The organism is Streptomyces sp. NPDC040410, assembly GCF_055595715.1.
The window spans coordinates 275560-296982 of sequence record NZ_JBVIVK010000005.1 but is presented as its reverse complement, the minus strand read 5'-3'; the positions used below and the strand labels follow the sequence as shown (position 1 = coordinate 296982).

Below are 21423 nucleotides of genomic sequence, written 5' to 3'. Positions count from 1 at the left end.
CCTGGAAGGGCGGCGCCGGCGGTCTTCGGGACAGCGGCGCCTTCTTCGCGGCCGAACCGCGGACACGTGGAGGCGCGTTGCCGCGGCGACGGAGAGGACCCCGCGCAGGTGTGACGACGGTCAGGGAGTGGCGGGTTCCTCGGTCTCGGAACTCTTCCGTTGCCCCGGGACCTCCGCCGCCGCCCGCGCAGCCATCCGTCCCCGGTGCGCCCGCGCCGCCGAACACAGCGCCCGCACCGCCCCGTTGAAGCGGACCTGGGACGGCGGGTCGGCCGGGCCCAGCAGGCGTAGCTTCAACGCGGCACGGGCCCCGGCCAGTTCGTCGCGCTCCGGGTGCCGTACCGCGTCCAGGAGTCGCGGCACCCCCGCAGCGTCCGGTGTCAGCACCGTCGCCGCACCGGCCGTCGGGAAGGCCGTACGGAACGCGTCCTCCGCCAGCCCGCTGGTGTTCGCCACCGCGTACGGCTTGCCGCTCGCCAGGAAGTCGCCGATCACGCTCGACACGTCGCTGACCAGCAGATCGGCCTGGTTGAAGCAGGCGTACAGCGCGGGCCGGGCCTCCGTGACGATCTGGTGCTCGCCCTCCGGGAGCGAGGCCCAGTAGGCCTCCTCCCAGGCCGCTGTGGCCCGCGCCACCTCCTCGGCCCGGCCCGGTGGCGGGGCGGACTGCAGCATCATCCGCTCGACCTGATCGGCGCTCGGCCGGAAACCGTCCGCGGTGAGCCGGTCCAGCTCGGCCGTCCGCCGGGCGAGTTCACCGTCCCGTGCCGGACGCTCTCCCGCCCGCTCCCGGTTCGCCGTCCGGATCAGCTCCCGGATGCGCAGATCGGCCGCCCCCGCCCGCGCGTCCACCGACCCCGTCAGCGGATGCGGCTTGTACAGCAGCCGCACGCCCGGGTCCGCCAGCAGCGCCCGTACGAGGTTCTCACCGGCCGCGATCACCGACGTGTTACCGGGGTTGCCGTCCCAGCCCTCCCAGGTCGGCGCGTACAGGACCGTCGTGTACGGACCGGCGGGCGGGCCCGCGTACGGCAGTACCGCGTCCAGCTGCGGGCGGCCGGTCTCCACCACGTCCTTGTCCTCGACGCCGACCTCGGCCAGCGCGTACCGCTCGCGGGCCGCGGGACCGGCCACCCACACCTCGTCGTACGCCTTCGCGTACGGGTTGCACGAGGAGAGCTTGTCGCTCTCGCCGTGGTTGACGAAGGTGTGCTTGATCGTGGGGATGCGCAGGACCTGGGAGGTCTTGCCGGAGTTCGACGGGTGGATGAGGGCCTGGAGCGTGGAGTGCTCCAGACGCATCAGGTGGGTGACCTTCGGCAGGCAGACGACCGGGATGTCGGTCGCCGCGATCTTCTGCACCATGAACCGCTCGCGCAGCACGATCAGCGGCCGTCCCTCGAGCCCGGCCAGGGGCTCCAGCCACATGTTCGCCTGGTACACCGAGGACGCCCCACCGGAGAAGTACAGCCCGACGGTCGGCCGGTACTCGGCGAGCCAGGCGTCGAACCAGTCCAGTACCTCCTGCTCGCCCGCCGGACGGCGGCCAGGAAGCAGCCGCAGCAGCAGGTCGAGCAGGCCCGTCAGGGCGAGGCCGAGGGACAGGGCGATGCCGACGGCCGCGAAGTCGGACTCGCCGCTCGCCGCCGTCGCCAGCAGCCCGGCCGTCGAGGGCAGGCCGAAGACCAGCAGCCGGGGGCCCGGGCGGCGCAGCAGCGCGGGCGGGGCCGAGGACAGGCGCAGGGCGGAGGCGTCGATGTTGCGGGTGACCACGGGGAGGGTGCGGGTGCGGCGGACCAGGACGGAGACCGCCTGGATCGCGCAGTGCAGCGCGTAGAAGGCGAGCAGACCGGCGAGGAGCGGCGCGTACTCCGTCTCCCGGTCCTGCTCGCCCAGCCGCAGCAGGCCCACGACGAGCAGCAGGTCCCGCAGCACGTGCCGCACGGTGAGGTCCGCGTGCAGCTTGGCGAGCACCGTCACCATGTCCCGCTGCCACCGGGACAGGAAGCCCTCGACGGCCAGCGAGGCGGCCGTCGAGACGAGCAGCAGCGGGACGTGCGGGCGCAGGGCGGCCACGGTCTGGGCGGTGAAGGCGGCCGCGAGGACGACCGCGACGAGCGCCGTCGACAGGGTCTGCCGGTGCGGAAGCCGTATGGCGCTCCGCATCCGCAGGGGCTCCGGCGCGGCCGGCCGGCCCGAAAGCCTCGCCGTGGACCACCGGTGGGGGAGACGTACGTGCACTGCGGTCACTCCAAGGTCGCCGTAAGACGGACGATCCGGTTAACGCGTGCCGACCACTGGACGACACGCGCGTGTCCGTATGCCTTGGAGTGAGCCCGGGGTGTTACGGGGTGCTACCGGCCGTCCGACTGACGTGTCCGGCGCAGCGGCCGGCCGACGGCCCGCCGTGCGCGACGGATGACCGAGGTCGAGGACCCGTCCGCAGCCGCCTTGGACACCGCGGTGGGCTTGTCGGCACCGGCCTTGGCCTTCGCCACCTCCCGCTTCAACTGCGCGTTGTCCTTGGACAGCTGGACGATCCTGCTCTGCAGGAAGCCGAACCGCGTGGTGAGCGAGACGAGGTCGGTGTCGTTCCAGGGGCCGATGCCCGGCGGGAAGGTCAGCTTCCGCATGCGCTCCTCGAAGGCCGCGCCGCCGTCGCCGTGGGTGAAGGTGTTCTTCAGACCGTTCTTGTCCAGGAACGACGTGAAGCGCTCGAATCGCTCCTGGTGACCGCTGGCCAGCTTGGTGAAGTCGGCCTCTTCGTACAGCCGCGCCGGGTCCAGGTCCTCGGGGATCTGGTCGATCCGCTGGTGCGGGATGTCGAAGTAGCGGCACAGCTCCAGCGTCCGCGAGTCGGCCGTCAGCACGGTCGCGGGCGTGCCCGCCAGCAGCGCCGCGATGTTGCCGTGGATGCGGGAGCCGAAGGAGAAGTCGAACTCGCGCAGGTCGTCGATCCACGTGATGGGGTCGATGTAGATGCGGACCTTGTCCTCCGCGTACATCGGGTGGTCCGGGTGGGTCGGCATGGCCTTGATCCGGCCATTGGGGTGCGACAGGTCCCGCCAGTGCAGCTGACGCGCGTCGCTGAGGTTCTGGGCTATGTAGCGCAGGTTCGCGTAGCGCTCGTGGGTGCGGCGGATGACCTGGTCCATGCCCTGGCCCCGTACCGCGCTGTGCGAGCCGTTGATCGCGATCCGCGAGTCGGTGGTCAGCGCCGGTACCCGCTTGTGCACGGCGAGTTCCTTGCCGTACATGAACATGGACGGGCAGCCGATGACCTCGACGTCCCGGAAGCCCATGTCCTTCAGGTACTTCTCGGTGAACTCGCCGCGCACACCGATCGTGGCGCTGCGGTCGAGCACCGCGGAGACGAACTCGCGAACGGAGGACTCCATGGACTTCAGCTTGTCCGGGTCGTAGTCCAGCGAGGACTGCGCGCCGGTGCCGAGCACGACGACCGGGATCTTCAGCTTGGTGATGAGCCGCGTCAGCTTCTGCAGCGCGGGCTCGAACGACAGCCGGAAGGCGTTGGCGAGCGGCACGACGAAGGCGTCGTACTCCTCGTTGATCCGCCCCGCCTGAGCCGGGTCGATCCGCATGCGGTTCGAGACGACCTCGGTGTCCGGAGTCTCGAGGATCTTGTGCGCGGCGTCGCTGAAGATCAGGTTGCCGGAGTTGGTGGCGATGACGTCGCGATGGAGGGCTTCCTCCACGGGGATGACGTCGTAGGGGCTCTTCCCCGATCTCAGAAGTATGCGCTTCACGTCGCGAACTATAGGTGACACAAACTTCAAACTAAGTTTAAGTGCTCTTTGATTTCTATAAGCAACCAGTACAACCTTTTTGCCCGTATGCGACGTGTGAGCAAACGACTACGCACGGTGTGTCCGATGAATGGGACCGATGCGCGGGGCCCGCCCCCCTTCGCGTAGATTGCCGAAGGGGGCGCCGAGACTACGCGAGGGGACATAAACCAAGGTGGCAGGGGCAAGGCAGGCTGTGAGCGAGGCCCGCAGGATCGTGGTCAAGGTGGGTTCCTCGTCGCTGACCACCGCGTCGGGCGGGCTGGACGCCGACCGTGTCGACGCGCTCGTCGACGTCCTCGCCAAGAGCCGCAGCGGGGGCGAGAGGGAGATCGTGCTGGTCTCCTCCGGTGCGATCGCCGCGGGCCTGGCCCCGCTGGGACTGCGCCGCCGCCCCAAGGACCTCGCCCGCCAGCAGGCCGCGGCCAGCGTCGGCCAGGGCCTCCTGGTGGCCCGCTACACCGCCTCCTTCGCCCGCTACGGCGTCCGCGTCGGCCAGGTCCTGCTCACCTCCGACGACATGAGCCGCCGCTCGCACCACCGCAACGCCTCCCGCACCCTCGACAAGCTCCTCGCCATGGGCGCCCTCCCGGTCGTCAACGAGAACGACACCGTCGCCACGGACGAGATCCGCTTCGGCGACAACGACCGGCTCGCCGCCCTCGTCGCCCACCTCGTCCGCGCCGACCTGCTGGTGCTGCTGTCCGACGTGGACGGCGTGTACGACGGCGACCCCGGCAAGCCGGGCACGTCGCGGATAACCCAGGTGCGGGGACCCGCCGACCTCGCGCACGTCGAGATCGGCAGCACCGGCAAGGCCGGCGTAGGCACAGGCGGCATGGTCACCAAGGTCGAGGCCGCCCGGATCGCGGCAGCCGCGGGCATCCCCGTGGTGCTGACCAGCGCGGTCCACGCGGCCGACGCGCTCTCCGGCGGCGACACGGGCACCTACTTCCACCCCACCGGCAAGCGCTCCGCCGACCGGCTGCTGTGGCTTCAGCACGCCTCCACCCCGCAGGGCTCCCTGACGCTGGACGACGGGGCGGTGCGCGCGGTCGTCCAGGGCCGCAAGTCGCTCCTGCCGGCCGGGATCGCCTCCGTCGAGGGCGAGTTCAGCGCCGGCGACCCCGTCGAGCTGCGCGACGGCGGGGGGCGCGCGGTGGCCCGCGGGCTCGTCAACTTCGACGCCAAGGAGATTCCCCTGCTGATCGGCCGCTCGACCCGGGAACTGGCCCGCGACCTGGGCCCGGGCTACGAGCGCGAGGTCGTCCACCGGGACGACCTGGTGATCCTGCAGCCCTGACCGGCCACGGAGCCGGCGGAGCGGCCGCACGAGGCACCCGAAAACGGGGTGAACGCCCCGACAAGGGCGTCGCCCTCAGGTGGACGTTCCGCAAAACCGCCACGCGAGCCCTTGCGGCCTGCTCAACTTTGTCCCAGGGAGATATTCCGTACGAGCAGGCACGCACACGGCACGCGCCCTGCTCGACCGTTGCGTAAAGGAGGCCGTCGTGAGACGAGTGCGCCCTGGGGCGGCGGCGGCCCGCGGTGGCGTCAGCGGTGTCAGCGGTGTCAGCGGCGCCGGAGGCGCCTCCGCCCGTGCGCCCGGCGAGGAGCGCGCCCTGACGAGCGTCTCGGTCGGTGACCGGTACGAGGGCGAGCGGCCCGAGGACGTGCCGCGCCTGTGGCACGTCACCCTCAGCGTCTCCGGCGACGAGGCCCCGCTCAAGGAGGTGCGGCGCGCCCTCGAACAGCTCGCGCACGACCACCCCTTCCTCCTGACCAGCAGATACGCGGGCGACCACGCGGAGATCCGGTACTGGGAAGAGGCCCGCGACCTGCACGACGCGGCCGCCGTCGCCCTGCGCCTGTGGGGCGAGCACCGCCAGACCGCGGGGCTGCCGCCGTGGGAGATCGTCGGCCTCGAGGTCATCGACCGGCAGACCTACCACCAGCGCATCGCCGAGGGATACGGCCCGCTGCCGGCGACCCCTGTCGGAGTTCACCCCTTTTGAACCCTGTCTCGCGCATTGGGATGACCGGTGGACGCGCCCGCGCGGCGCACTACGCTTCCCTCATGACCACGCTCTCTCCGTACGACTCCATGTCCCCGGTCAACCGGGCCGCCTACCGAGCCAAGGCGGCCGCCGCCGACCTCGCGCCGCTGCCGCGGGGCGAGAAGGACGACGCGCTGCTCGCCGTCGCGGACGCGCTGGAGGTCCGTACGAGCGAGATCGTCGAGGCCAACGCCAAGGACATCGCCAAGGCCCGCGAGGCCGGCACCAGCGAGGCGATCATCGACCGGCTCACGCTCACGCCGGAGCGGGTGCGCGCGATCGCCTCCGACGTACGGGACGTCGTCGCCCTGCCCGACCCGGTCGGCGAGGTCGTGCGCGGCTCGACCCTCCCCAACGGCATCGACCTGCGCCAGGTCCGCGTCCCGCTGGGCGTCGTCGGGATCATCTACGAGGCCCGCCCGAACGTCACGGTCGACGCCGCCGCCCTGTGCCTCAAGTCCGGCAACGCGGTACTGCTACGCGGCTCGGCCTCGGCGTACGAGTCGAACTCCGCCCTCGTCCGGGTGATCCGCGACGCCGTGGGCGGGGCGGGCCTGCCCGCCGACGCCGTGCAGCTGGTGCCCGGCGAGAGCCGCGAGAGCGTGCGCGAGCTGATGCGCGCCCGCGGCCTGGTCGACGTGCTCATCCCGCGCGGCGGCGCCTCGCTGATCCAGACCGTCGTCTCGGAGTCCACCGTCCCGGTGATCGAGACCGGCACGGGCAACTGCCACGTCTACGTCGATGCCCGGGCCGACGTCGACACGGCGATCGACATCCTGATCAACTCCAAGGCGCAGCGGGTCAGCGTCTGCAACGCCGCCGAGACCCTTCTCGTCCACCGGGACATCGCCGCCGAGTTCCTGCCGCGGGCGCTGGACGCTCTCGCGGAGGCGGGCGTGACCGTGCACGCCGACGAGCGGGTGCTCGCCTACGCCAAGGACTCCAAGGCCACCGTCGTCGAGGCGACCCCGGAGGACTGGGAGACCGAGTACCTGTCCTACGACATCGCCGCGGCCGTCGTCGACTCCCTCGACAAGGCCGTGGAGCACATCCGGCTGTGGACCTCCGGCCACACCGAGGCCATCGTGACGACCTCCCAGCAGGCCGCCCGCCGCTTCACGCAGCTGGTCGACTCCACGACGGTCGCGGTCAACGCCTCCACCCGGTTCACGGACGGCGGCCAGTTCGGCTTCGGCGCGGAGATCGGCATCTCGACGCAGAAGCTGCACGCCCGGGGACCGATGGGGCTGCCGGAGCTGACCAGCACGAAGTACATCGTCACCGGGGACGGGCACATCCGCCGCTGAGACGTACCCGGACATCCGGTCGGCCCGGGCATCCGGTCGGCCCGGTCGGTCCGAGCGGTCCGGGCCGTCTCGGCCGGCGGTCCCGGTTGCGGCATACGCGGGGCACATATGCGTGGGGCATGCGCCCAGGTCCGCGCCCGTGCCTGGGAAGCCGTCTCAGCCATCGGATGAATTGCCGTACCGTCTGCCCAAATTGACCCCTCAGGTCTACTCTGGATCCGTGCCGGAGGACGTGGGGGGCACGCCGTTCCCGGACGGCTGGGAGCCCGACGACGACCACGACCGCGGAGTGTCGGACGAAGAGTTCGCCTCCGTGGTCTTCGACGAGGCCTTCGTACAGGCGGCCGCGGTGCACGAGCCGACCGCCGTCGAACGCCTTCTGGCCGCCGCCCGGGCGAGAGCGGAGGCCTCCGAGGCCGAGGCGCGCCGGGCGCACGGCAGAGGCGAGCGCTATGAGGACGCCTTCGGCCCCGACGGGCGCGTCGGATTCGGCCATGATCCGGAACTGGACGACCTGGGCGACACCGACGACCCCGAAGCATGGGAGCGCCGCTACGGCCCCCACGGCGCGTACGGCAAACACGTCCGCTGGCACCGCCCCGTCGCCTGGGTGCTGGCCCTGCTGATGGGCGTCGGCATGGTCGCGCTCGCCTTCGCGGCGGTCTACCGGGGCGCGTCCTCGGGCGGCAGCCGGGACCAGGTTCCGCCGCCCGCCTCGACCGGCCTGGAACAGGGCGGTGCGGCGGCTCCCTCCGCGTCCGCCGACTACTCCCGGCCAGCCGTTTCGGCGGACCCGCGCACCCCCTGAGCAGTACCCGCCCGCCCCCCGGCCGTCCTGGTGAGAACCTGTCAGAACTTGTCGCGCGGCCGGGCGTTTACCTGGGCTCCCGGAGACCTACTCTGAAGATATGGGAGGGCCTGGAGACCCACCCGAGGGGACACCCGAGGGCGGCCCCGGAGGTGGAGAGGACGAGTACCGATCCGTCGTCTTCGACGAGTCGTTCGTCCGCGCTGCCCGCCTCCAGGAGTACTCCGCGCACGAGCGCATGGCCGACCACGCCCCCGCCGTGCGCCGCCGCCCGCCCCTGCGCCGGGGCGTGTCCCGGCAGGCGCTGATCCTGGTCCTGCTGATCGCCGTCGCCTTCGGCACCGCGATCTATATGGGCGTACGGCACCCCTACCAGAACCCTGCCGCCCGGCAGCCCGTCGAGCCCCTGCGGATGACCGTCATCCCGCTCGCCCCCGAGGGCAAGGTGCCCGGCCACACCGATCCCGAGTACTTGTACGCGCACAGTCCGGCCGCGCAGTTCCGTCTCGGCGCCGAGGGCATACCGCTGCCCGCCTCCCGGCGAACGGCTCACTTCTCGGACAGCCAGGTCGTCAGTGCCCTGACCACCGCCAAGGACTACATCGTCCGGTCCTCGCTCTACCCGGAGGTCATCACCGGCCAGGAGGTCCGCCCCGTGCGCGTCCTCCTCGACTCCGACCAACTCGACCAGTTCGACGAGAGTTTCGCCCATCCGACCGCGGACGGGCGGCACGCGCCGACCGGATGGCTGGTCCGCTTCGACCCGGCCGGCGCCGAGCTGGCCGACCGCAAGATCCGGGTCCAGGGCACCCTGCAGGCCGCCGAGACCGACTCGTCCACGCTCGAGGTCACCGCCGACCACACCTTCGTGTACGCGTTGCGGCCGGCCGGTGCCGACGACAAGGCCGAGGCGTCGCTGTTCACCGTCCGGCGCGAGCTGCACTTCCGCTTCGACCGCGACGACCTGCGCCTGCACACCGCCCAGCTCGTCGTCTCCTACGTCCAGGCCGGCCCCCTGTCGTGCGCAGAGGACTCGACGAACCATCTGCGCCCGCTGCTCTACGGCCAGACCGCGAAGGCGGGCGGCCCGGCCGGCACGGACCCCTACGCGACGGGAAGCGCCACGGCACTGTGCGGGTCGTTGGCGACGAGCGCGCAGCCCAAGGCGTGAGCCGTACGACCCGCCGGGCGTGAGTCGTGGGGTCCGCCGGGTGAGCCGTACGTCCGCCGGGCGTGAGCCGTGGGGTCCGCCGGGTGAGCCGTACGTCCGCCGGGCGTGAGCTGCAGGGTCCGTCAGGTGCCCCGTAGGATCCGCCGGGCGTGAGCCGTGGGGTCCGCCGGGTGAGCCGTACGTCCGCCGGGCGTGAGCCGTAAGGACCGCCGGGTGAGCCGTCAGGTCACGCCGTGTGAGCCGTACGGTTCACCCTGCACCCTCGTACCGCAGGTCAGTCGTCCTCGCGGGGCGGCGTGTCCGTCGGGGGCTGGTCTGTCGGCGGCTGGTCCTGCGGCGCGGAACCTGTGAAGCCGCCGAAGCCGCGCCGCACCCGGCCGCCCAGGTCCCCGGCCCCGCCTGCGAGGTCCGTGACCAGCTTCATCAGCGGGTCCTTGGAGCTCTTCACATGGGTGGCGTAGTGCGCCGCCGACTCGCGGAACGAGTCCGAGACCGAGGAGTCCTTGTCCTCGTTGCGCCGGGGGTAGTGGCCGTCCATGATCCGCTGGAAGTCGCGGGACTCGGACCACTTCTTCAGCTCGGCCGCGCGCACGGTGGTGAAGGGATGGGAGCGGGGCAGCACATTGAGGATCTTCAGCACGGAGTCGCGCAGGTCGCCCCCCGCCTCGTAATCCTCGGCCTGCTGCAGGAACGCGTCCACGTTCATCTCGTGCAGGTGGTTGCCGCCCGCGATCTTCATCAGGCCGCGCATCGAGGCCTTCAGGTCCTGCCCGACGAGGAGGCCCGCGCGGTCGGCGGACAGCTCCGACTTGCGGAACCACTCGCGCAGCGCGGTCACGATCGCCATGATCGCGAGGTTGCCCAGCGGGATCCAGGCGATCCGTATGGCCAGGTTGGTCAGGAACAGCAGGATGGTCCGGTAGACGGAGTGGCCGGACAGGGCGTGGCCCACCTCGTGCCCGATGACCGCCCGCATCTCCTCCTCGTCGAGCAGCTCGACGAGTCCCGTGGTGACGACGATGATCGGCTCGTCCAGGCCGATGCACATCGCGTTCGGCTGGGGGTCCTGGTTGACGTACATCGGCGGGACCTTCTCCAGGTCCAGGATGTAACAGGCGTCCCTCAGCATGTCGTTGAGGTGGGTGAACTGCTGGTCCGAGACGCGCACCGAGTCGGACAGGAACAGCAGCCTGAGGCTGCGCTCGGGCAGCAGGCCGCTGAGCGCCTTGAAGACCGTGTCGAAGCCGCTCAGCTTGCGCAACGCCACCAGGGCCGAGCGGTCGGCCGGGTGCTCGTACGCGCGCGAGGAGATCCCAGGGAAGCGCCTGCGCTGCCGGCTCGGTACATGCTCGTGCCCGTTGTGCTCGTGGCCGTCGTCGGACATGTCTCCCCCATGTGCGTGTGTGTGGTCCTTTGCGGACCCTTGTGCGGCCCTTTGCGCCCCCGAAGCAGAGCCCAGCCTAGGCGGAGATACCGTGGACGGGCAGTGCAGTGAAGGAGTCCCGCCATGGAACACCACCCCGCTTCCGCCTGGCTCACCGAGGCCGCGAGCGCCGCCGAGCAGCAAGGGGCGGGCAATCTGCTCCGGGTCGTGCTGATCGTGATGGTGCTGGGCTGTGGGCTGACCGCTTGGTTCGTGCTGCGCGGCTACAAGCGGAAGGACGACTGAGCGCGGGGGAAGGTTCCCCCACGGTGGAGTCGGGGTGATCGCCTCCGACCCGCCCGCTTACGATGGGCCGACATCTTTATCCCGCCCACACCGGATAGGTCCGCCGAAGATGAGCTTCCACAGCACCGCTGCCCAGTTGGTCACCCTCGCCGCAGAGGGCGAGGAGCACGGCGGCAACCACGAGAGCCTCAGCCCCTACCTCACCGGTGGCGGCGCCCTCTTCATCCTGCTGCTCCTGCTCTGGGTCACCACCCGCTTCAACCGCGACCGCTGATCCCGGCAAAAGCCCCTTTCCGGGGCGTCCGGGAGATCTGCCGGCCGAGGCTCTCAGGCCGGGCCGGTAGGGTCTGCACGCATGGGAGAGCAGGACATGCCTACCGGTCCGGCGAATGACACCACGGACGACACGGCGAACGGCGCGGCGAACGGTGCGGAGAACCGTGCGTCGAGCGGCGCCGGCAGCCGTTCGGCCGGTGGCCCGGGAAATGGCCCGTCGAACCCGGGCAAGCGCCGCCTGGGCGTCATGGGCGGAACGTTCGACCCGATCCACCACGGGCACCTGGTGGCGGCCAGTGAGGTCGCCGCGCAGTTCCACCTCGACGAGGTGGTGTTCGTGCCGACCGGCCAGCCCTGGCAGAAGAGCCACCGCAGCGTCTCCCCGGCCGAGGACCGCTATCTGATGACGGTCATCGCCACCGCCGAGAATCCGCAGTTCTCCGTCAGCCGCATCGACATCGACCGCGGCGGCCCGACCTACACCACGGACACGCTGCGCGACCTGAAGGCGCTCAACCCCGACACCGACCTCTTCTTCATCACCGGCGCCGACGCCCTCGGCCAGATCCTGACCTGGCGGGACGCGGAAGAGCTGTTCTCCCTCGCGCACTTCATCGGGGTCACCCGGCCGGGCCACGTCCTGTCCGACCCGGGCCTCCCGGAGGGCGGCGTCTCGCTCGTCGAGGTCCCCGCCCTCGCCATCTCCTCCACGGACTGCCGTGCGAGAGTCGCCAACGGAGACCCCGTCTGGTATCTGGTGCCGGACGGAGTTGTGCGCTACATCGACAAGCGAGAGCTGTACCGCGGCGAGTGAGCCGAGAGGGGCACCCGGTGAACGACCGATACGACGCGGGGTACGAGGGCGGCCCGTACGAACTCGTCGGCTACGACGAGTACGGCCGGCCGGTGTACCAGCAGGTCCCGTCGCAGCAGTCTCCACAACAGCAGTCTCCGCAGCACTCGTACGACCCGTACGCGCAACAGGGCTACGGATACGACCCGTACGCGGCGGGCGGGCAGCAGTCCGCGCCCGGGTACGACCCGTACGGCACGGGCCGTCCGGGGCCCGTCCCCCCTTACGACCCCTACGCCACGGGTACCCACCAGGGCGTCGGGCCCACGACGGCGTACGACCCCTACGGCCAGACCGCCACCAGCGGCCAGCAGCCCCGCGTCGCCGAACAGACCGCCTACATCCCGCAGCAGACCGGCCCGTCCGGGCAACCGGACGCCCCGGCCCGGCCGGGAAGAGAGTTCGGCGGCGAACCGGAGAGCGGGTACGGCAGCGGGACCGGACGAGAGCACGGCTCCGAGGCCGAACGGGACTACCGCACCGAGCAGTTCGCCTTCGTCGATCAGCCCGACGGTGACTCCGAGGACGTCATCGACTGGCTGAACTTCACCGAGAACCGCACCGAACGCCGGGAGGAGGCCAAGCGCCGGGCCCGCAGCCGTCTCGTCGCGCTGGCCGTCGTCCTCGCGCTGGTCGCCGCCGGCGGCGTCGGCTACCTCTGGTACGCGGGGAAGCTGCCCGGCCTGTCCTCGTCCGGTTCGAAGACCGGCACCGCCACCGCCTCGGGCGCGCAGAACCGGGACGTGATCGTCGTCCACCTGCACAACACCAAGAAGGGCGGCACCTCCACGGCGCTGCTCGTCGACAACACCACCACCAGGCAGGGCACCACGGTCCTGCTGCCCAACTCCCTCTCCCTGACGGACGACAACGGCTCCGCGACCACCCTCGCCAAGTCGGTCGAGGACGACGGCTCCTCGGGCACGCGCGACTCCCTCGACACCGTCCTCGGCACCGACATCGAGGGCACCTGGCGCCTGGACACCCCGTACCTGCAGAACCTCGTCGACCTCGTCGGCAACATCGAGGTCGACACCAACGCCGACGTCCCCGACCCGGATGCCAGGAAGAAGGGCGCCTCGCCCCTCGTCAACCAGGGCAAGGACCAGACGCTCAGCGGCAAGATGGCCGTGGCCTACGCCACCTACCGAGCCTCCGGCGAGGCCCAGAACGGGCAGCTGGAGCGGTTCGGACAGGTCATGCAGGGCGTGCTGCGCAAGCTGTCCTCCGACCCGGCCGGCGCGACCACCACGGTGCAGACGCTCGCCCAGATCCTCGACCCGTCGCTGACCGACAAGGACCTCGGCACCTTCCTCGCCAAGCTCGCCGACCTCGCCAAGGGCGGCGACTACAAGACCGCCCTGCTGCCCGTCCAGACCGACGGCACGCTGAGCGCCCAGACCAGCGCCAGCGTCGTCAAGGACGTGCTCGGCGGGAGTGCGAAGAGCCCCGATCAGGGGTCGGCGGTCCGGGTCTCCGTCCAGAACGCCAGCGGCACCAAGGACAACACCGAGAAGGCCCGCGTCGTGCTCCTCAACGGCGGCTTCACCTTCCTCGAGGGCGGCACGGCTTCATCCGCCCAGGCCACGTCCAAGATCCTCTACGCGGACGCCGCCGACAAGGAGAACGCCACCGAGGTCGCCAAGACCCTGGGCCTGCCCACCAGCTCCGTGACCAAGGGCAACGTGTCCGCGAACGCGAACGTCTCGGTGGTCCTCGGCCAGGACTACAGGCCCTCGTCGTCCTAGACGGAAGACGGTGCCCCACGTGAACCAACAATCACGTGGGGTGCCGTCTGCGGTCCGTGAGACCCTTGATGCCAAGTGACCGCCGACGGAAAGCCTTGTAGTGACCGCCACTGACCGCTCTCTCGAGCTCATCAACACCGCCGCACAGGCGGCCGCCGACAAGCTCGCCCACGACGTCATCGCCTACGACGTCAGCGACGTCCTGTCGATCACGGACGCCTTCCTGCTGGCCTCCGCCCCCAACGACCGCCAGGTCAAGTCGATCGTCGACGAGATCGAGGAACGGCTCCTGAAGGAGCTCGGCGCCAAGCCGGTGCGCCGCGAGGGCGACCGCGAGGCCCGCTGGGTCCTGCTCGACTACGTCGACATCGTCGTCCACGTCCAGCACAGCGAGGAGCGCGTCTTCTACGCCCTGGAGCGGCTGTGGAAGGACTGCCCCGAGCTCGAGCTGCCCGCCGACGCCAAGGCGACCCGCGGCAAGGCCGAGGAGCACGCCAAGCTGCAGTCCGAGGAGGACGCCGGAGACTTCGGGGAGCTGCGGTGAGTGCCCCCCAGGCAGCCGGGGCCGGCCGCAGGCCGGGCCCGGGCCGGCGCGTCATTCTGTGGAGGCACGGCCAGACCTCCTGGAACGTGGAGCGCCGCTTCCAGGGCACCACGGACGTCGAGCTGACCGAGACGGGCGTCGGCCAGGCCCGCCGGGCCGCCCGGCTGCTCGTCTCCCTGAAGCCCGACGCGATCGTCGCATCCGACCTCCAGCGGGCCGCGAAGACCGCCGCCGAGCTCGCCGAGCTCACCGGCCTGGACGTGGCCCACGACGAGGGCCTGCGCGAGACCTACGCGGGCGTCTGGCAGGGCCTGACGCACGAGGAGATCATCGCCCGGTACGGCGAGGAGTACACCGCGTGGAAGCGCGGTGAGCCGGTGCGCCGCGGCGGCGGCGAACTGGAGACCGAGGTCGCCGACCGCGCCGCACCCGTCGTGCTCCGGCACGCGGAGAAGCTCCCCGAGAACGGCACGCTCGTCGTGGTCAGCCACGGCGGCACGATCCGCACCACCATCGGGCGTCTCCTCGGCCTGGAGGCCCACCACTGGGAGAGCCTCGGCGGCCTCTCCAACTGCTGCTGGTCCGTCCTCGGTGAGGGCGCTCGGGGCTGGCGCCTCCTCGAGCACAACGCGGGCACCCTCCCGGAGCCGGTGCTCGGCGACGACGACTGAACGGCGTGGGTCGAGCGCCGTTCCAGCCCCGGGACCCGGATTTCACTTTCCGGCAGGTCGCAGGCTAAAGTTCTTCTTGTTCGCCCCGCCGAGCGGGGCGAAAACACCATGCGGCTCCGCCGCGTGGCACAAGGGGCTATAGCTCAGTTGGTAGAGCGCCTGCATGGCATGCAGGAGGTCAGGAGTTCAATTCTCCTTAGCTCCACAGATCGACACTCTGTTGAGTTGTCAAAGATCGCTTGTGAAGATCCCGCCCCCTTCAGGGGGCGGTTTTTTCATTCCGCCGGTGCCCACCATTCCTTCGTCGGGGGCCACAGCGTCTCCCGCCGCTCCCTCAGCAAAGCCGCGCGCCGTGCGGTCTCCTCGTCGTCCGGCGTGTAGACCACGATCCGGCACTCCGGCATGCCGTTGACCGACAGCGACACCGACGTCATCCGCAGCTCACCGAGCCCGGCGTGCCGGAACACCTTCACCCGCCGCCCGGGCTCCGCCACGTCACCGCTCTCCCACAGCCGGGCGAACAGCGGGCTCGCCGCGGACAGCCCCCGTATGAAGCCCTCCCACGCCGGCTCCCCGGCATGCAGCCCGTACGAGGCCCTCAGTGTCGCCACCATCATGGGCAACTCGGTCTCCCGGGACACCAACGGGCAGGCCTCCTCCGACACCGTGAACAACTTCCACAGCGCGTTGCGAGGGCGGCCGGCCGGCGCCGGCTCGGAGTAGAACAGCTCGCGGTAGGCGGGGTTCGCGGCCAGGATGTCGTACCGCGAGTTGTAGACCACCGCCGGGCGTGGGTCGAGGGCGTCGATGATGCCCCGGATCTCCGGCCCCACCGTCTGCGCGAGGGCCTCCGGGGTGTGTGCGTACGGCACTTCGGCGAGGTGGTACAGATGCTCCCGCTCTGGGGCGTCGAGCCGCAGGGTGCGCGCCACGGCGTCCAGGACCTGCGCGGAGGCGTTGATCGGCCGGCCCTGTTCGAGCCATGTGTACCAGGTCACGCCGACGCCCGAGAGCTGGGCGACCTCCTCGCGGCGCAGCCCTGGAGTGCGTCGCCGCAAGCCCGGCGGCATGCCCACGTCGGCCGGTGTCACCCGGGCGCGCCTGCTGCGCAGGAACGCGGCCAGTTCGGGTCGGCGTCGCTGTGTCGTCCCCATCGTCACATCCCCCATCGTCGACGCCCCGCTCGTCCCCTGCCAGGTGCTGTCAGTACCAGCATCAGCGGGCACTCGGCACCCGTATTGGTATGTCGCCAGGCTCGACGGCATGACGACAACACCCAGGACGGGAACGGGTCCTTCACCCGTTCCAAGTCCTGCCATCAGTAAAGCGCCCGCCACTGACAGAGGACCGCGGCCGCTGCTCGCGGCCGTGCTCGCGGCCCAGTTCATGGCACTGCTCGACGTGTTCATCGTGAACGTCGCGGCCCCCACCATCGGTTCCGAACTCCACGCCTCGGGCGCCGACTTGCAGCTGGTGATCGCCGGATACGCCATCACGTACTCCGTCCTGCTGATCACCGGCGCGCGCCTCGGCGACCGGCTCGGTCACGGGCGGGTCCACCTCGCCGGCCTCGCCCTGTTCACCGCCGCCTCGCTCGCCTGCGGTCTGGCCCAGGGAGCCACCGAGCTGATCGTGTTCCGGCTCGTCCAGGGCGCCGGGTCGGCGGTGATGATCCCGCAGGTGCTCAGCCTGATCCAGCGCAACTTCACCGGTGAGGCCAGGGTCAAGGCCCTCGGCTCCTACTCGGCGGTCCTCGCCGTCGGCGCGGCGGCGGGGCAGGTGGTCGGCGGCGTCCTGGTCAGCGCCGACTTGTTCGGCACCGGCTGGCGGCCCGTCTTCCTCGTCAACGTGCCGGTGGGCCTCGTTCTCCTGGTCGTCGGCAGGCGCGTCCTGCCGCGGGACGGCGCGGCGGAACGGGAGCGGGCGCGCGGCCTCGACCTGCCGGGTCTGGTGCTGATCGGCGCGGCCGTGTCGCTGTTCACGGTGCCGCTGGTGCTGGGGCAGGAGAAGGACTGGCCGCTGTGGTCCTGGCTGTCGCTGGCGGGGGCCGTGGTCGTCTTCGGACTGTTCAGCGGCTACGAGTCACGGCTGGCCCAGCGCGGCGGGACCCCGCTGATCGCGCCTCGCGTGCTGCGTCACCCCGGCATGGGCCTCGCCGTCTTCCGGATCATGGCGGTCATGGCCGTCAACGGCGGCTTCCTGTTCGCGCTCACCCTGCACGTCCAGGGCGGCCTCGGCTACAGCGCGCTGCGGGCCGGCCTCACCTTCGCGCCGACCGCGGTGGTCTTCGGGCTGGTCGGCCTGACCTGGCGCAACTGGCCCGCCTCCTGGCAGCGCGCACTGCCCCCGGCCGGGTTCGTGCTCGCCGCCGTGGCTTTGGCGGGCGTGGGCCTCGTACTGAAGGGCGGCGACGAGGGTGGCGCCCCGCTCTACGGCGCGTACGCCGGCGTGGGCGTCGGACTCGCGCTCGCTTTCAGTCCGACGCTCACCAGGGCGCTGGCCACGGTCCGCCCCGAGGACGCGGCGGACGCGAGCGGCCTGCTCGCGACGGTCACCCAGCTCGGTCAGCTGATCGGCGTCGCCGCGTTCGGCACACTGTTCCTGAACCGGCTTGAGTCACTCGGGGCCTCCGGGGCGTATACCTCTGCGGAGGCGCTTTTGGCGTGCATGTTCGCGCTGGCCGGGACGGCCGCGGTGGGTGCCGTGTCCGGACTGGTACTGAGGCGTCGCTGACCGTATTGGTCCGGTCGTGGCAGAATCAAACGGCCGGAAGGGGGCGCGGCCCGACGGGAGGGAGCAGTGATGCCTGCGAGCATCTTCGAGGAGGTCGGCCACCTCCTCGAAGCAGCGTCGGCACGGGACACGGTCACCCGTCTCAGCTGCCCTTCCTGCGGTTCCGTCCGTGTGGCCCAAGTACTCGGCGACAACGGCGGAATCTCCTACGTGTGCACGGCCTGCGGCCACAGCTGGAGCTGATCGATGGGTGCACACAGGCGAAAGTGCGACTGGTGTGGCAGCGGCACGCCCATCGTCCGGGACATGGAGCCGGTCAATCCCGACTACCAGTACTGGTGCGAGGAATGCGCGCGGGCGCTGATCATAAAAGGCGACCCGATCGAGACGTACCGCGAACTGGAGGGCGAGCCGATCTACGGCCGGCTCCTCGAGGAGCACTGCACCCTGAAGCGGTTCTACTCGTTCGTCACGGCTTGACGCCGACATCGCGTAAATCCGACAAAAGTGCCGAATCCGCGCAGAACGGAAACGATTTGGTGCTGCACCCGGTGGACCGTGTAATGTTGGCGTCGCCGCCTGGGAAACCGGCCGGAACACCACAAGGGGCTATAGCTCAGTTGGTAGAGCGCCTGCATGGCATGCAGGAGGTCAGGAGTTCAATTCTCCTTAGCTCCACGGAAGTCGAAGGCGGGTCATCCGATCGGATGACCCGCCTTCGACGTGTGTACAGGGCTGTTCGCCTGCGACGGTCGAACGTCGGGCCGCCCTGTGCGGACGGCCCGGCGCCGGTGCGCTCAGCGGCCCAGGGCGCGGCGCCCGCGGCCCTGGGAGAGCACCGGCAGGTTGCGGGACGGCGCCTGGGAGCGCGTGTCCTCCTCGATGCGCAGGGCGAGTGCCGGGCAGCGGCGCACCGCGCGTAGAGCCTTGGCCTCAGCGAAGCGCGGCACCTTCGCCTGGGCGACGGTGGGGAAGCCGTCGGCGCCGAGCTGGAAGACCTCCGGGAGGATGTCCGCGCACAGGCCGTGGCCCCGGCACAGCGTCCAGTCGACGAAGATCTTCTGACGGCTGGGACCGTTCTCCTCGGGCTCGCCGCCGCCCGGGATGCCCGTCGGCAGCTGGCCGCCCTCGAAGAGCGGCAGAACGCCCTCCACGGGTCGTCCGCAGCCGTTTCCGAGGACGTGTGCGGCCAGGTCGTCCGTGAAGGCCTTGATGGTGGACTCCAGGAACATCGCGGAGCCGTCGGGGTGCGAGCACGCGCCACGCCGCTTCACGTTCTTGGCGACCTGCTTGAGAGCCTCCAGGGCCGCCGGTCCGCCGCCGTTGATGATGTCCTCCATGCCGCGCGCCGCGGCCGGCAGACCGAGGTAGCAGGGACCGCACTGTCCGGCGCTCTCCTCGGCCAGCCACTGGGCCACGCGCAGCGACTCGCCCAGCGGGCAGGTCTCCTGGCTGATCGGCAGGATCGCGCCCGCGCCCAGCGAACCGCCCACCGCGTCCAGGGAGTTGCGGGAGACGATCGCCTCGTTGACCGTCGCCGCGTCGATCCACTTGCCGTGGTAGCCGCCCGTCAGCACGCCCTGCGGGACGGGCGGGGCGCCGGCCAGCTGAAGGACGTAGCGCAGCGGCACGCCCGTCGGCACCTCGATCACCATGGGGCGGGCGACCGCTCCGGAGACCGTGAGCATGACGGTGCCCGGCTCGTCGTACAGGCCGGTGTTGCCATAGCGCTCGGGGCCGATGCGGGCGGCGATCGCCAGCTGCGCGAACGTCTCGGCGTTGGACAGCAAGGTGGGCGCGCCGCCGACGCCGCTCTGCGAGGCGCTGATCTTGCGTCCCGGCGGGATCGCCGGACCGCCGTCGATGGAGCGGATCAGCGACGCGGCGGCGCCGGTGACCATGCGCACCGGATTGCGCTGCACGCTCGCGCGCAGCGCCGACCTCCGGCTGTTGCTGAGACCACGCTCGGCGAGCGCCGACTCCATCGAGCGCTGTGTGGACTCACGGGTGACCCCCACCACGAGCGTGCGGGCACCCAGTGCCTCCGCCGCCAGCAGCGCGCCGTCCAGAATGAGGTGCGGGGCACGGTTGATCAGCACCGTGTCCTTGCGGCAGGCCGGCTCGTCCTCACTGCCGTTGACGACGACGACCGGCCGCACTCCGCGCTTGATCGCCGACTCGGCGACCGATCGCAGCTTCTTGTGGAAGGGGAAGCCCGCGCCGCCGCGGCCCCTCAGGTTGATGTTCTCGGCGAGCTTCGCGAGCTGCTCGCCGCCCATGGGTTCGAGCGGCCCGTGCACCTTGAGGTGCATGGGCAGATCAAGTCTTTCGACAAGGTCGAAGCCCGACGTGAGCTGGGGAAGGCCGACCACGCGGACTTCCGGGACGTCGGGCAGGGCCTCGTTCACCTATAGCCTCCGGAAGGCGTGTTCCAAGGTTCGCCCGAACCCGGTGCGTCGAAGTCGTAGCCGGCACCGGGCGATGGTTCAGTGGCGGGACCGCTGTTGTACGTGTCGTTCGGGTTGTACGTGCCGTAGAGGGTGTTCGACTCACCTGTGTCGTACACATCACGCCCGCCGTACCCGCCTGCGTCCGGATTGCCATAGGGCGGGATGTTGTATCCGGTGTCCTGGAACGGGTCGTAGGCCGACGGGGGCGCCTCGCCGACGGGCGGCGGCGACGGGATCGGCCAGCTGCCGGACGTGCTGCCGCCGTTGTCGACGCGCGGGATCGCCTCCGTGGGCTGCATGTCCAGCGGCAGGTCCATGCGGGCGGTCTGGTCGGCCCGGAAGGGCTGCTGCGGACGCTGCGGTGCCGACACGGCCCGGTAGGCGGCCGCGAAACCGTTCGAGGGGGGCTCCGGCGCGGCGGGCGCCTCGTACTGGGGCGCCGACGCGCGCTGCTGCGCGGCCCGCTGGTTCTGGTAGCCCGGCACGGCGGACTCCGCCACCCTGGCCCTGCTCGCTTCCAGGTCCTCCCGGCCCGGCCGCTCCTCGGTGCCCAGGACCGCGGCGATCCGGTCGGCGACCTTGCGCTTGACCGGCCGGGGTGCCGCGCGTAGAGCGAGCGCCGCGGCGACCCCGATCACGCACAGCTCGTACGACACCATGAAGAACGTCTTCGCCGGGCGCCCGGCGAACAGGCCGTGGATCAGGGCCGCGCACCAGGCCGGGTAGGCCAGCATGTGCATCGCGCGCCAGCGCGCGGCGACGGGTGCCGGGGACGCGAACTGGTTGCGCAGCGCGCCGGTGATGCCCACGAAGATCATGAGCAGGGCGGCCAGGGAGCCCAGGCCGATGAGTCCGGCGCTGCCGGTGACGCCGAGGCTGAAGGGGATCAGCGCGGCGACGAGGACGGTGTGCTCCAGCGCCAGCTTGATGGTGATGTGTACCAGGAGGAACGCGATCGAGCCCGCGGCGGTCACCCGGTGGACACCCTGCGCGATGATCCGCTGGCGGGTGTTGAGGATCATCCGGTCCTGGGCCACAAGTCCCCAGATCACCGAGCAGGTGAGGGAGACGAGCGACAGAACGCCCGCACCGAAGTTGAGGAAGTCCTGGAGCCACGTGCCTCCGAGCAGGACGACCACGGGTATGAGCAGCAGTACGACAGCGGTCGCCATCCCGTAGGCCGACCGGCCGGGTTTGGGGAGCGAGCTGTCACTGAGACGAGGGTTCATGGGGGCAACTCCGAGCAGTTCGGGAAAGCGGTCCCGCTGTCGCACTCTAAGCGGCGCCATACCGGTGGGTACGGCGTTTGAGTTATTGCGTTGTTATCAAA

At 70.8% G+C, this 21423-nt stretch carries 20 protein-coding genes and 2 tRNA genes; 16 read left to right on the top strand and 6 right to left on the bottom strand.

The genetic code is table 11. The features are described 5' to 3' along the window. Positions 1-120: 120 nt before the first annotated feature. On the bottom strand, positions 121-2166 hold the full coding sequence (locus ACZ562_RS13605; RefSeq protein WP_471177569.1) for a hypothetical protein: 2046 nt from the start codon (positions 2164-2166) through the stop codon (positions 121-123). A gap of 188 nt (positions 2167-2354) precedes the next feature. After that, positions 2355-3767 carry a polysaccharide pyruvyl transferase family protein gene (locus ACZ562_RS13600; protein WP_471177566.1) on the bottom strand — a complete coding sequence of 471 codons (1413 nt, stop codon included), beginning with the start codon at positions 3765-3767 and terminating at the stop codon, positions 2355-2357. A 235-nt stretch (positions 3768-4002) separates the two neighbouring features. On the opposite strand from ACZ562_RS13600, the gene proB reads away from it, so the two are divergent. The 5 genes from proB to ACZ562_RS13575 all read left to right on the top strand — a co-directional run bounded on the left by proB (position 4003) and on the right by ACZ562_RS13575 (position 9149). Then, entirely contained in the window at positions 4003-5109 is a 1107-nt protein-coding gene (gene proB / locus ACZ562_RS13595; protein WP_471177564.1) for a glutamate 5-kinase, read from the top strand. Between the two features lie 217 nt (positions 5110-5326). Continuing rightward, on the top strand, positions 5327-5821 hold the full coding sequence (locus tag ACZ562_RS13590) for a hypothetical protein (protein WP_471177878.1): 495 nt from the start codon (positions 5327-5329) through the stop codon (positions 5819-5821). Between the two features lie 62 nt (positions 5822-5883). Next, positions 5884-7170 (top strand): glutamate-5-semialdehyde dehydrogenase, encoded by a 1287-nt coding sequence (locus ACZ562_RS13585; protein ID WP_471177561.1) that lies wholly within the window; start codon positions 5884-5886, stop codon positions 7168-7170. A gap of 220 nt (positions 7171-7390) precedes the next feature. After that, positions 7391-7978 carry an SCO2584 family spore wall biosynthesis protein gene (locus ACZ562_RS13580; RefSeq protein ID WP_471177559.1) on the top strand — a complete coding sequence of 196 codons (588 nt, stop codon included), beginning with the start codon at positions 7391-7393 and terminating at the stop codon, positions 7976-7978. A gap of 100 nt (positions 7979-8078) precedes the next feature. Then, positions 8079-9149, top strand: coding sequence for an SCO2583 family membrane protein (locus ACZ562_RS13575; protein WP_471177557.1), 1071 nt, complete (start codon positions 8079-8081; stop codon positions 9147-9149). A 274-nt stretch (positions 9150-9423) separates the two neighbouring features. Here ACZ562_RS13575 and ACZ562_RS13570 read toward each other — a convergent pair whose 3' ends face one another. After that, positions 9424-10533, bottom strand: a complete 1110-nt coding sequence (locus ACZ562_RS13570) for a M48 family metallopeptidase (RefSeq protein ID WP_471177554.1) — start codon at positions 10531-10533, stop codon at positions 9424-9426. A gap of 123 nt (positions 10534-10656) precedes the next feature. On the opposite strand from ACZ562_RS13570, the gene ACZ562_RS13565 reads away from it, so the two are divergent. The 7 genes from ACZ562_RS13565 (at position 10657) to ACZ562_RS13535 (ending at position 15115) form a co-directional block, all read left to right on the top strand. Beyond that, positions 10657-10818 carry a hypothetical protein gene (locus ACZ562_RS13565; protein WP_471177552.1) on the top strand — a complete coding sequence of 54 codons (162 nt, stop codon included), beginning with the start codon at positions 10657-10659 and terminating at the stop codon, positions 10816-10818. A gap of 109 nt (positions 10819-10927) precedes the next feature. After that, positions 10928-11092, top strand: coding sequence for a hypothetical protein (locus tag ACZ562_RS13560; protein WP_363118774.1), 165 nt, complete (start codon positions 10928-10930; stop codon positions 11090-11092). Between the two features lie 81 nt (positions 11093-11173). Continuing rightward, the gene (nadD, locus tag ACZ562_RS13555; RefSeq protein WP_471177550.1) at positions 11174-11908 is read left to right on the top strand and encodes a nicotinate-nucleotide adenylyltransferase; all 735 of its coding nucleotides are present in this window, start codon (positions 11174-11176) and stop codon (positions 11906-11908) included. 17 nt (positions 11909-11925) lie between these two features. Then, the gene (locus ACZ562_RS13550) at positions 11926-13695 is read left to right on the top strand and encodes a LytR C-terminal domain-containing protein (protein ID WP_471177547.1); all 1770 of its coding nucleotides are present in this window, start codon (positions 11926-11928) and stop codon (positions 13693-13695) included. A 100-nt stretch (positions 13696-13795) separates the two neighbouring features. Further along, positions 13796-14239 (top strand): ribosome silencing factor, encoded by a 444-nt coding sequence (gene rsfS / locus ACZ562_RS13545; RefSeq protein ID WP_471177545.1) that lies wholly within the window; start codon positions 13796-13798, stop codon positions 14237-14239. Further along, positions 14236-14910, top strand: coding sequence for a histidine phosphatase family protein (locus tag ACZ562_RS13540; protein WP_471177542.1), 675 nt, complete (start codon positions 14236-14238; stop codon positions 14908-14910). Before rsfS ends, ACZ562_RS13540 begins: the two co-directional genes overlap by 4 nt. A 132-nt stretch (positions 14911-15042) precedes the next feature. Beyond that, positions 15043-15115, top strand: a tRNA-Ala gene (locus ACZ562_RS13535). Between the two features lie 70 nt (positions 15116-15185). Here ACZ562_RS13535 and ACZ562_RS13530 read toward each other — a convergent pair. Continuing rightward, positions 15186-16064 carry a helix-turn-helix transcriptional regulator gene (locus ACZ562_RS13530; RefSeq protein ID WP_471177539.1) on the bottom strand — a complete coding sequence of 293 codons (879 nt, stop codon included), beginning with the start codon at positions 16062-16064 and terminating at the stop codon, positions 15186-15188. Positions 16065-16278: 214 nt separating this feature from the next. Here ACZ562_RS13530 and ACZ562_RS13525 point away from each other — a divergent pair, with 214 nt between their 5' ends. From ACZ562_RS13525 to ACZ562_RS13510, 4 genes are all read left to right on the top strand, one after another. Beyond that, a complete protein-coding gene (locus tag ACZ562_RS13525) occupies positions 16279-17643 on the top strand; it encodes an MFS transporter (RefSeq protein WP_471177537.1) in 1365 nt (454 codons plus the stop codon). Between the two features lie 69 nt (positions 17644-17712). Then, positions 17713-17886, top strand: a complete 174-nt coding sequence (locus ACZ562_RS13520; protein WP_471177534.1) for a hypothetical protein — start codon at positions 17713-17715, stop codon at positions 17884-17886. Between the two features lie 3 nt (positions 17887-17889). Further along, positions 17890-18123: a hypothetical protein gene (locus ACZ562_RS13515; RefSeq protein ID WP_003976229.1), complete on the top strand. Its 234-nt coding sequence runs from the start codon at positions 17890-17892 to the stop codon at positions 18121-18123. 125 nt (positions 18124-18248) lie between these two features. Beyond that, positions 18249-18321: transfer RNA gene (locus ACZ562_RS13510), tRNA-Ala, on the top strand. 119 nt (positions 18322-18440) lie between these two features. Here ACZ562_RS13510 and ACZ562_RS13505 read toward each other — a convergent pair. After that, complete coding sequence (locus ACZ562_RS13505; RefSeq protein ID WP_471177531.1) at positions 18441-20051, bottom strand: NADH-ubiquinone oxidoreductase-F iron-sulfur binding region domain-containing protein; 1611 nt, start codon at positions 20049-20051, stop codon at positions 18441-18443. Beyond that, positions 20048-21322, bottom strand: coding sequence for a cytochrome b/b6 domain-containing protein (locus tag ACZ562_RS13500; RefSeq protein ID WP_471177529.1), 1275 nt, complete (start codon positions 21320-21322; stop codon positions 20048-20050). Before ACZ562_RS13500 ends, ACZ562_RS13505 begins: the two co-directional genes overlap by 4 nt. Between the last annotated feature and the right edge of the window lie 101 nt (positions 21323-21423).

What these genes read in the sequence shown, in the direction of transcription:
- ACZ562_RS13605 (WP_471177569.1), bottom strand. Translation starts at nt 2,166, where the DNA reads ATGCGGAGCGCCATACGGCTTCCGCACCGGCAGACCCTGTCGACGGCG.
- ACZ562_RS13585 (WP_471177561.1), top strand. Translation starts at nt 5,884, where the DNA reads ATGACCACGCTCTCTCCGTACGACTCCATGTCCCCGGTCAACCGGGCC.
- ACZ562_RS13575 (WP_471177557.1), top strand. Translation starts at nt 8,079, where the DNA reads ATGGGAGGGCCTGGAGACCCACCCGAGGGGACACCCGAGGGCGGCCCC.
- ACZ562_RS13570 (WP_471177554.1), bottom strand. Translation starts at nt 10,533, where the DNA reads ATGTCCGACGACGGCCACGAGCACAACGGGCACGAGCATGTACCGAGC.
- ACZ562_RS13565 (WP_471177552.1), top strand. Translation starts at nt 10,657, where the DNA reads ATGGAACACCACCCCGCTTCCGCCTGGCTCACCGAGGCCGCGAGCGCC.
- ACZ562_RS13560 (WP_363118774.1), top strand. Translation starts at nt 10,928, where the DNA reads ATGAGCTTCCACAGCACCGCTGCCCAGTTGGTCACCCTCGCCGCAGAG.
- nadD (WP_471177550.1), top strand. Translation starts at nt 11,174, where the DNA reads ATGGGAGAGCAGGACATGCCTACCGGTCCGGCGAATGACACCACGGAC.
- ACZ562_RS13530 (WP_471177539.1), bottom strand. Translation starts at nt 16,064, where the DNA reads ATGGGGACGACACAGCGACGCCGACCCGAACTGGCCGCGTTCCTGCGC.
- ACZ562_RS13520 (WP_471177534.1), top strand. Translation starts at nt 17,713, where the DNA reads ATGCCTGCGAGCATCTTCGAGGAGGTCGGCCACCTCCTCGAAGCAGCG.
- ACZ562_RS13515 (WP_003976229.1), top strand. Translation starts at nt 17,890, where the DNA reads ATGGGTGCACACAGGCGAAAGTGCGACTGGTGTGGCAGCGGCACGCCC.
- ACZ562_RS13500 (WP_471177529.1), bottom strand. Translation starts at nt 21,322, where the DNA reads ATGAACCCTCGTCTCAGTGACAGCTCGCTCCCCAAACCCGGCCGGTCG.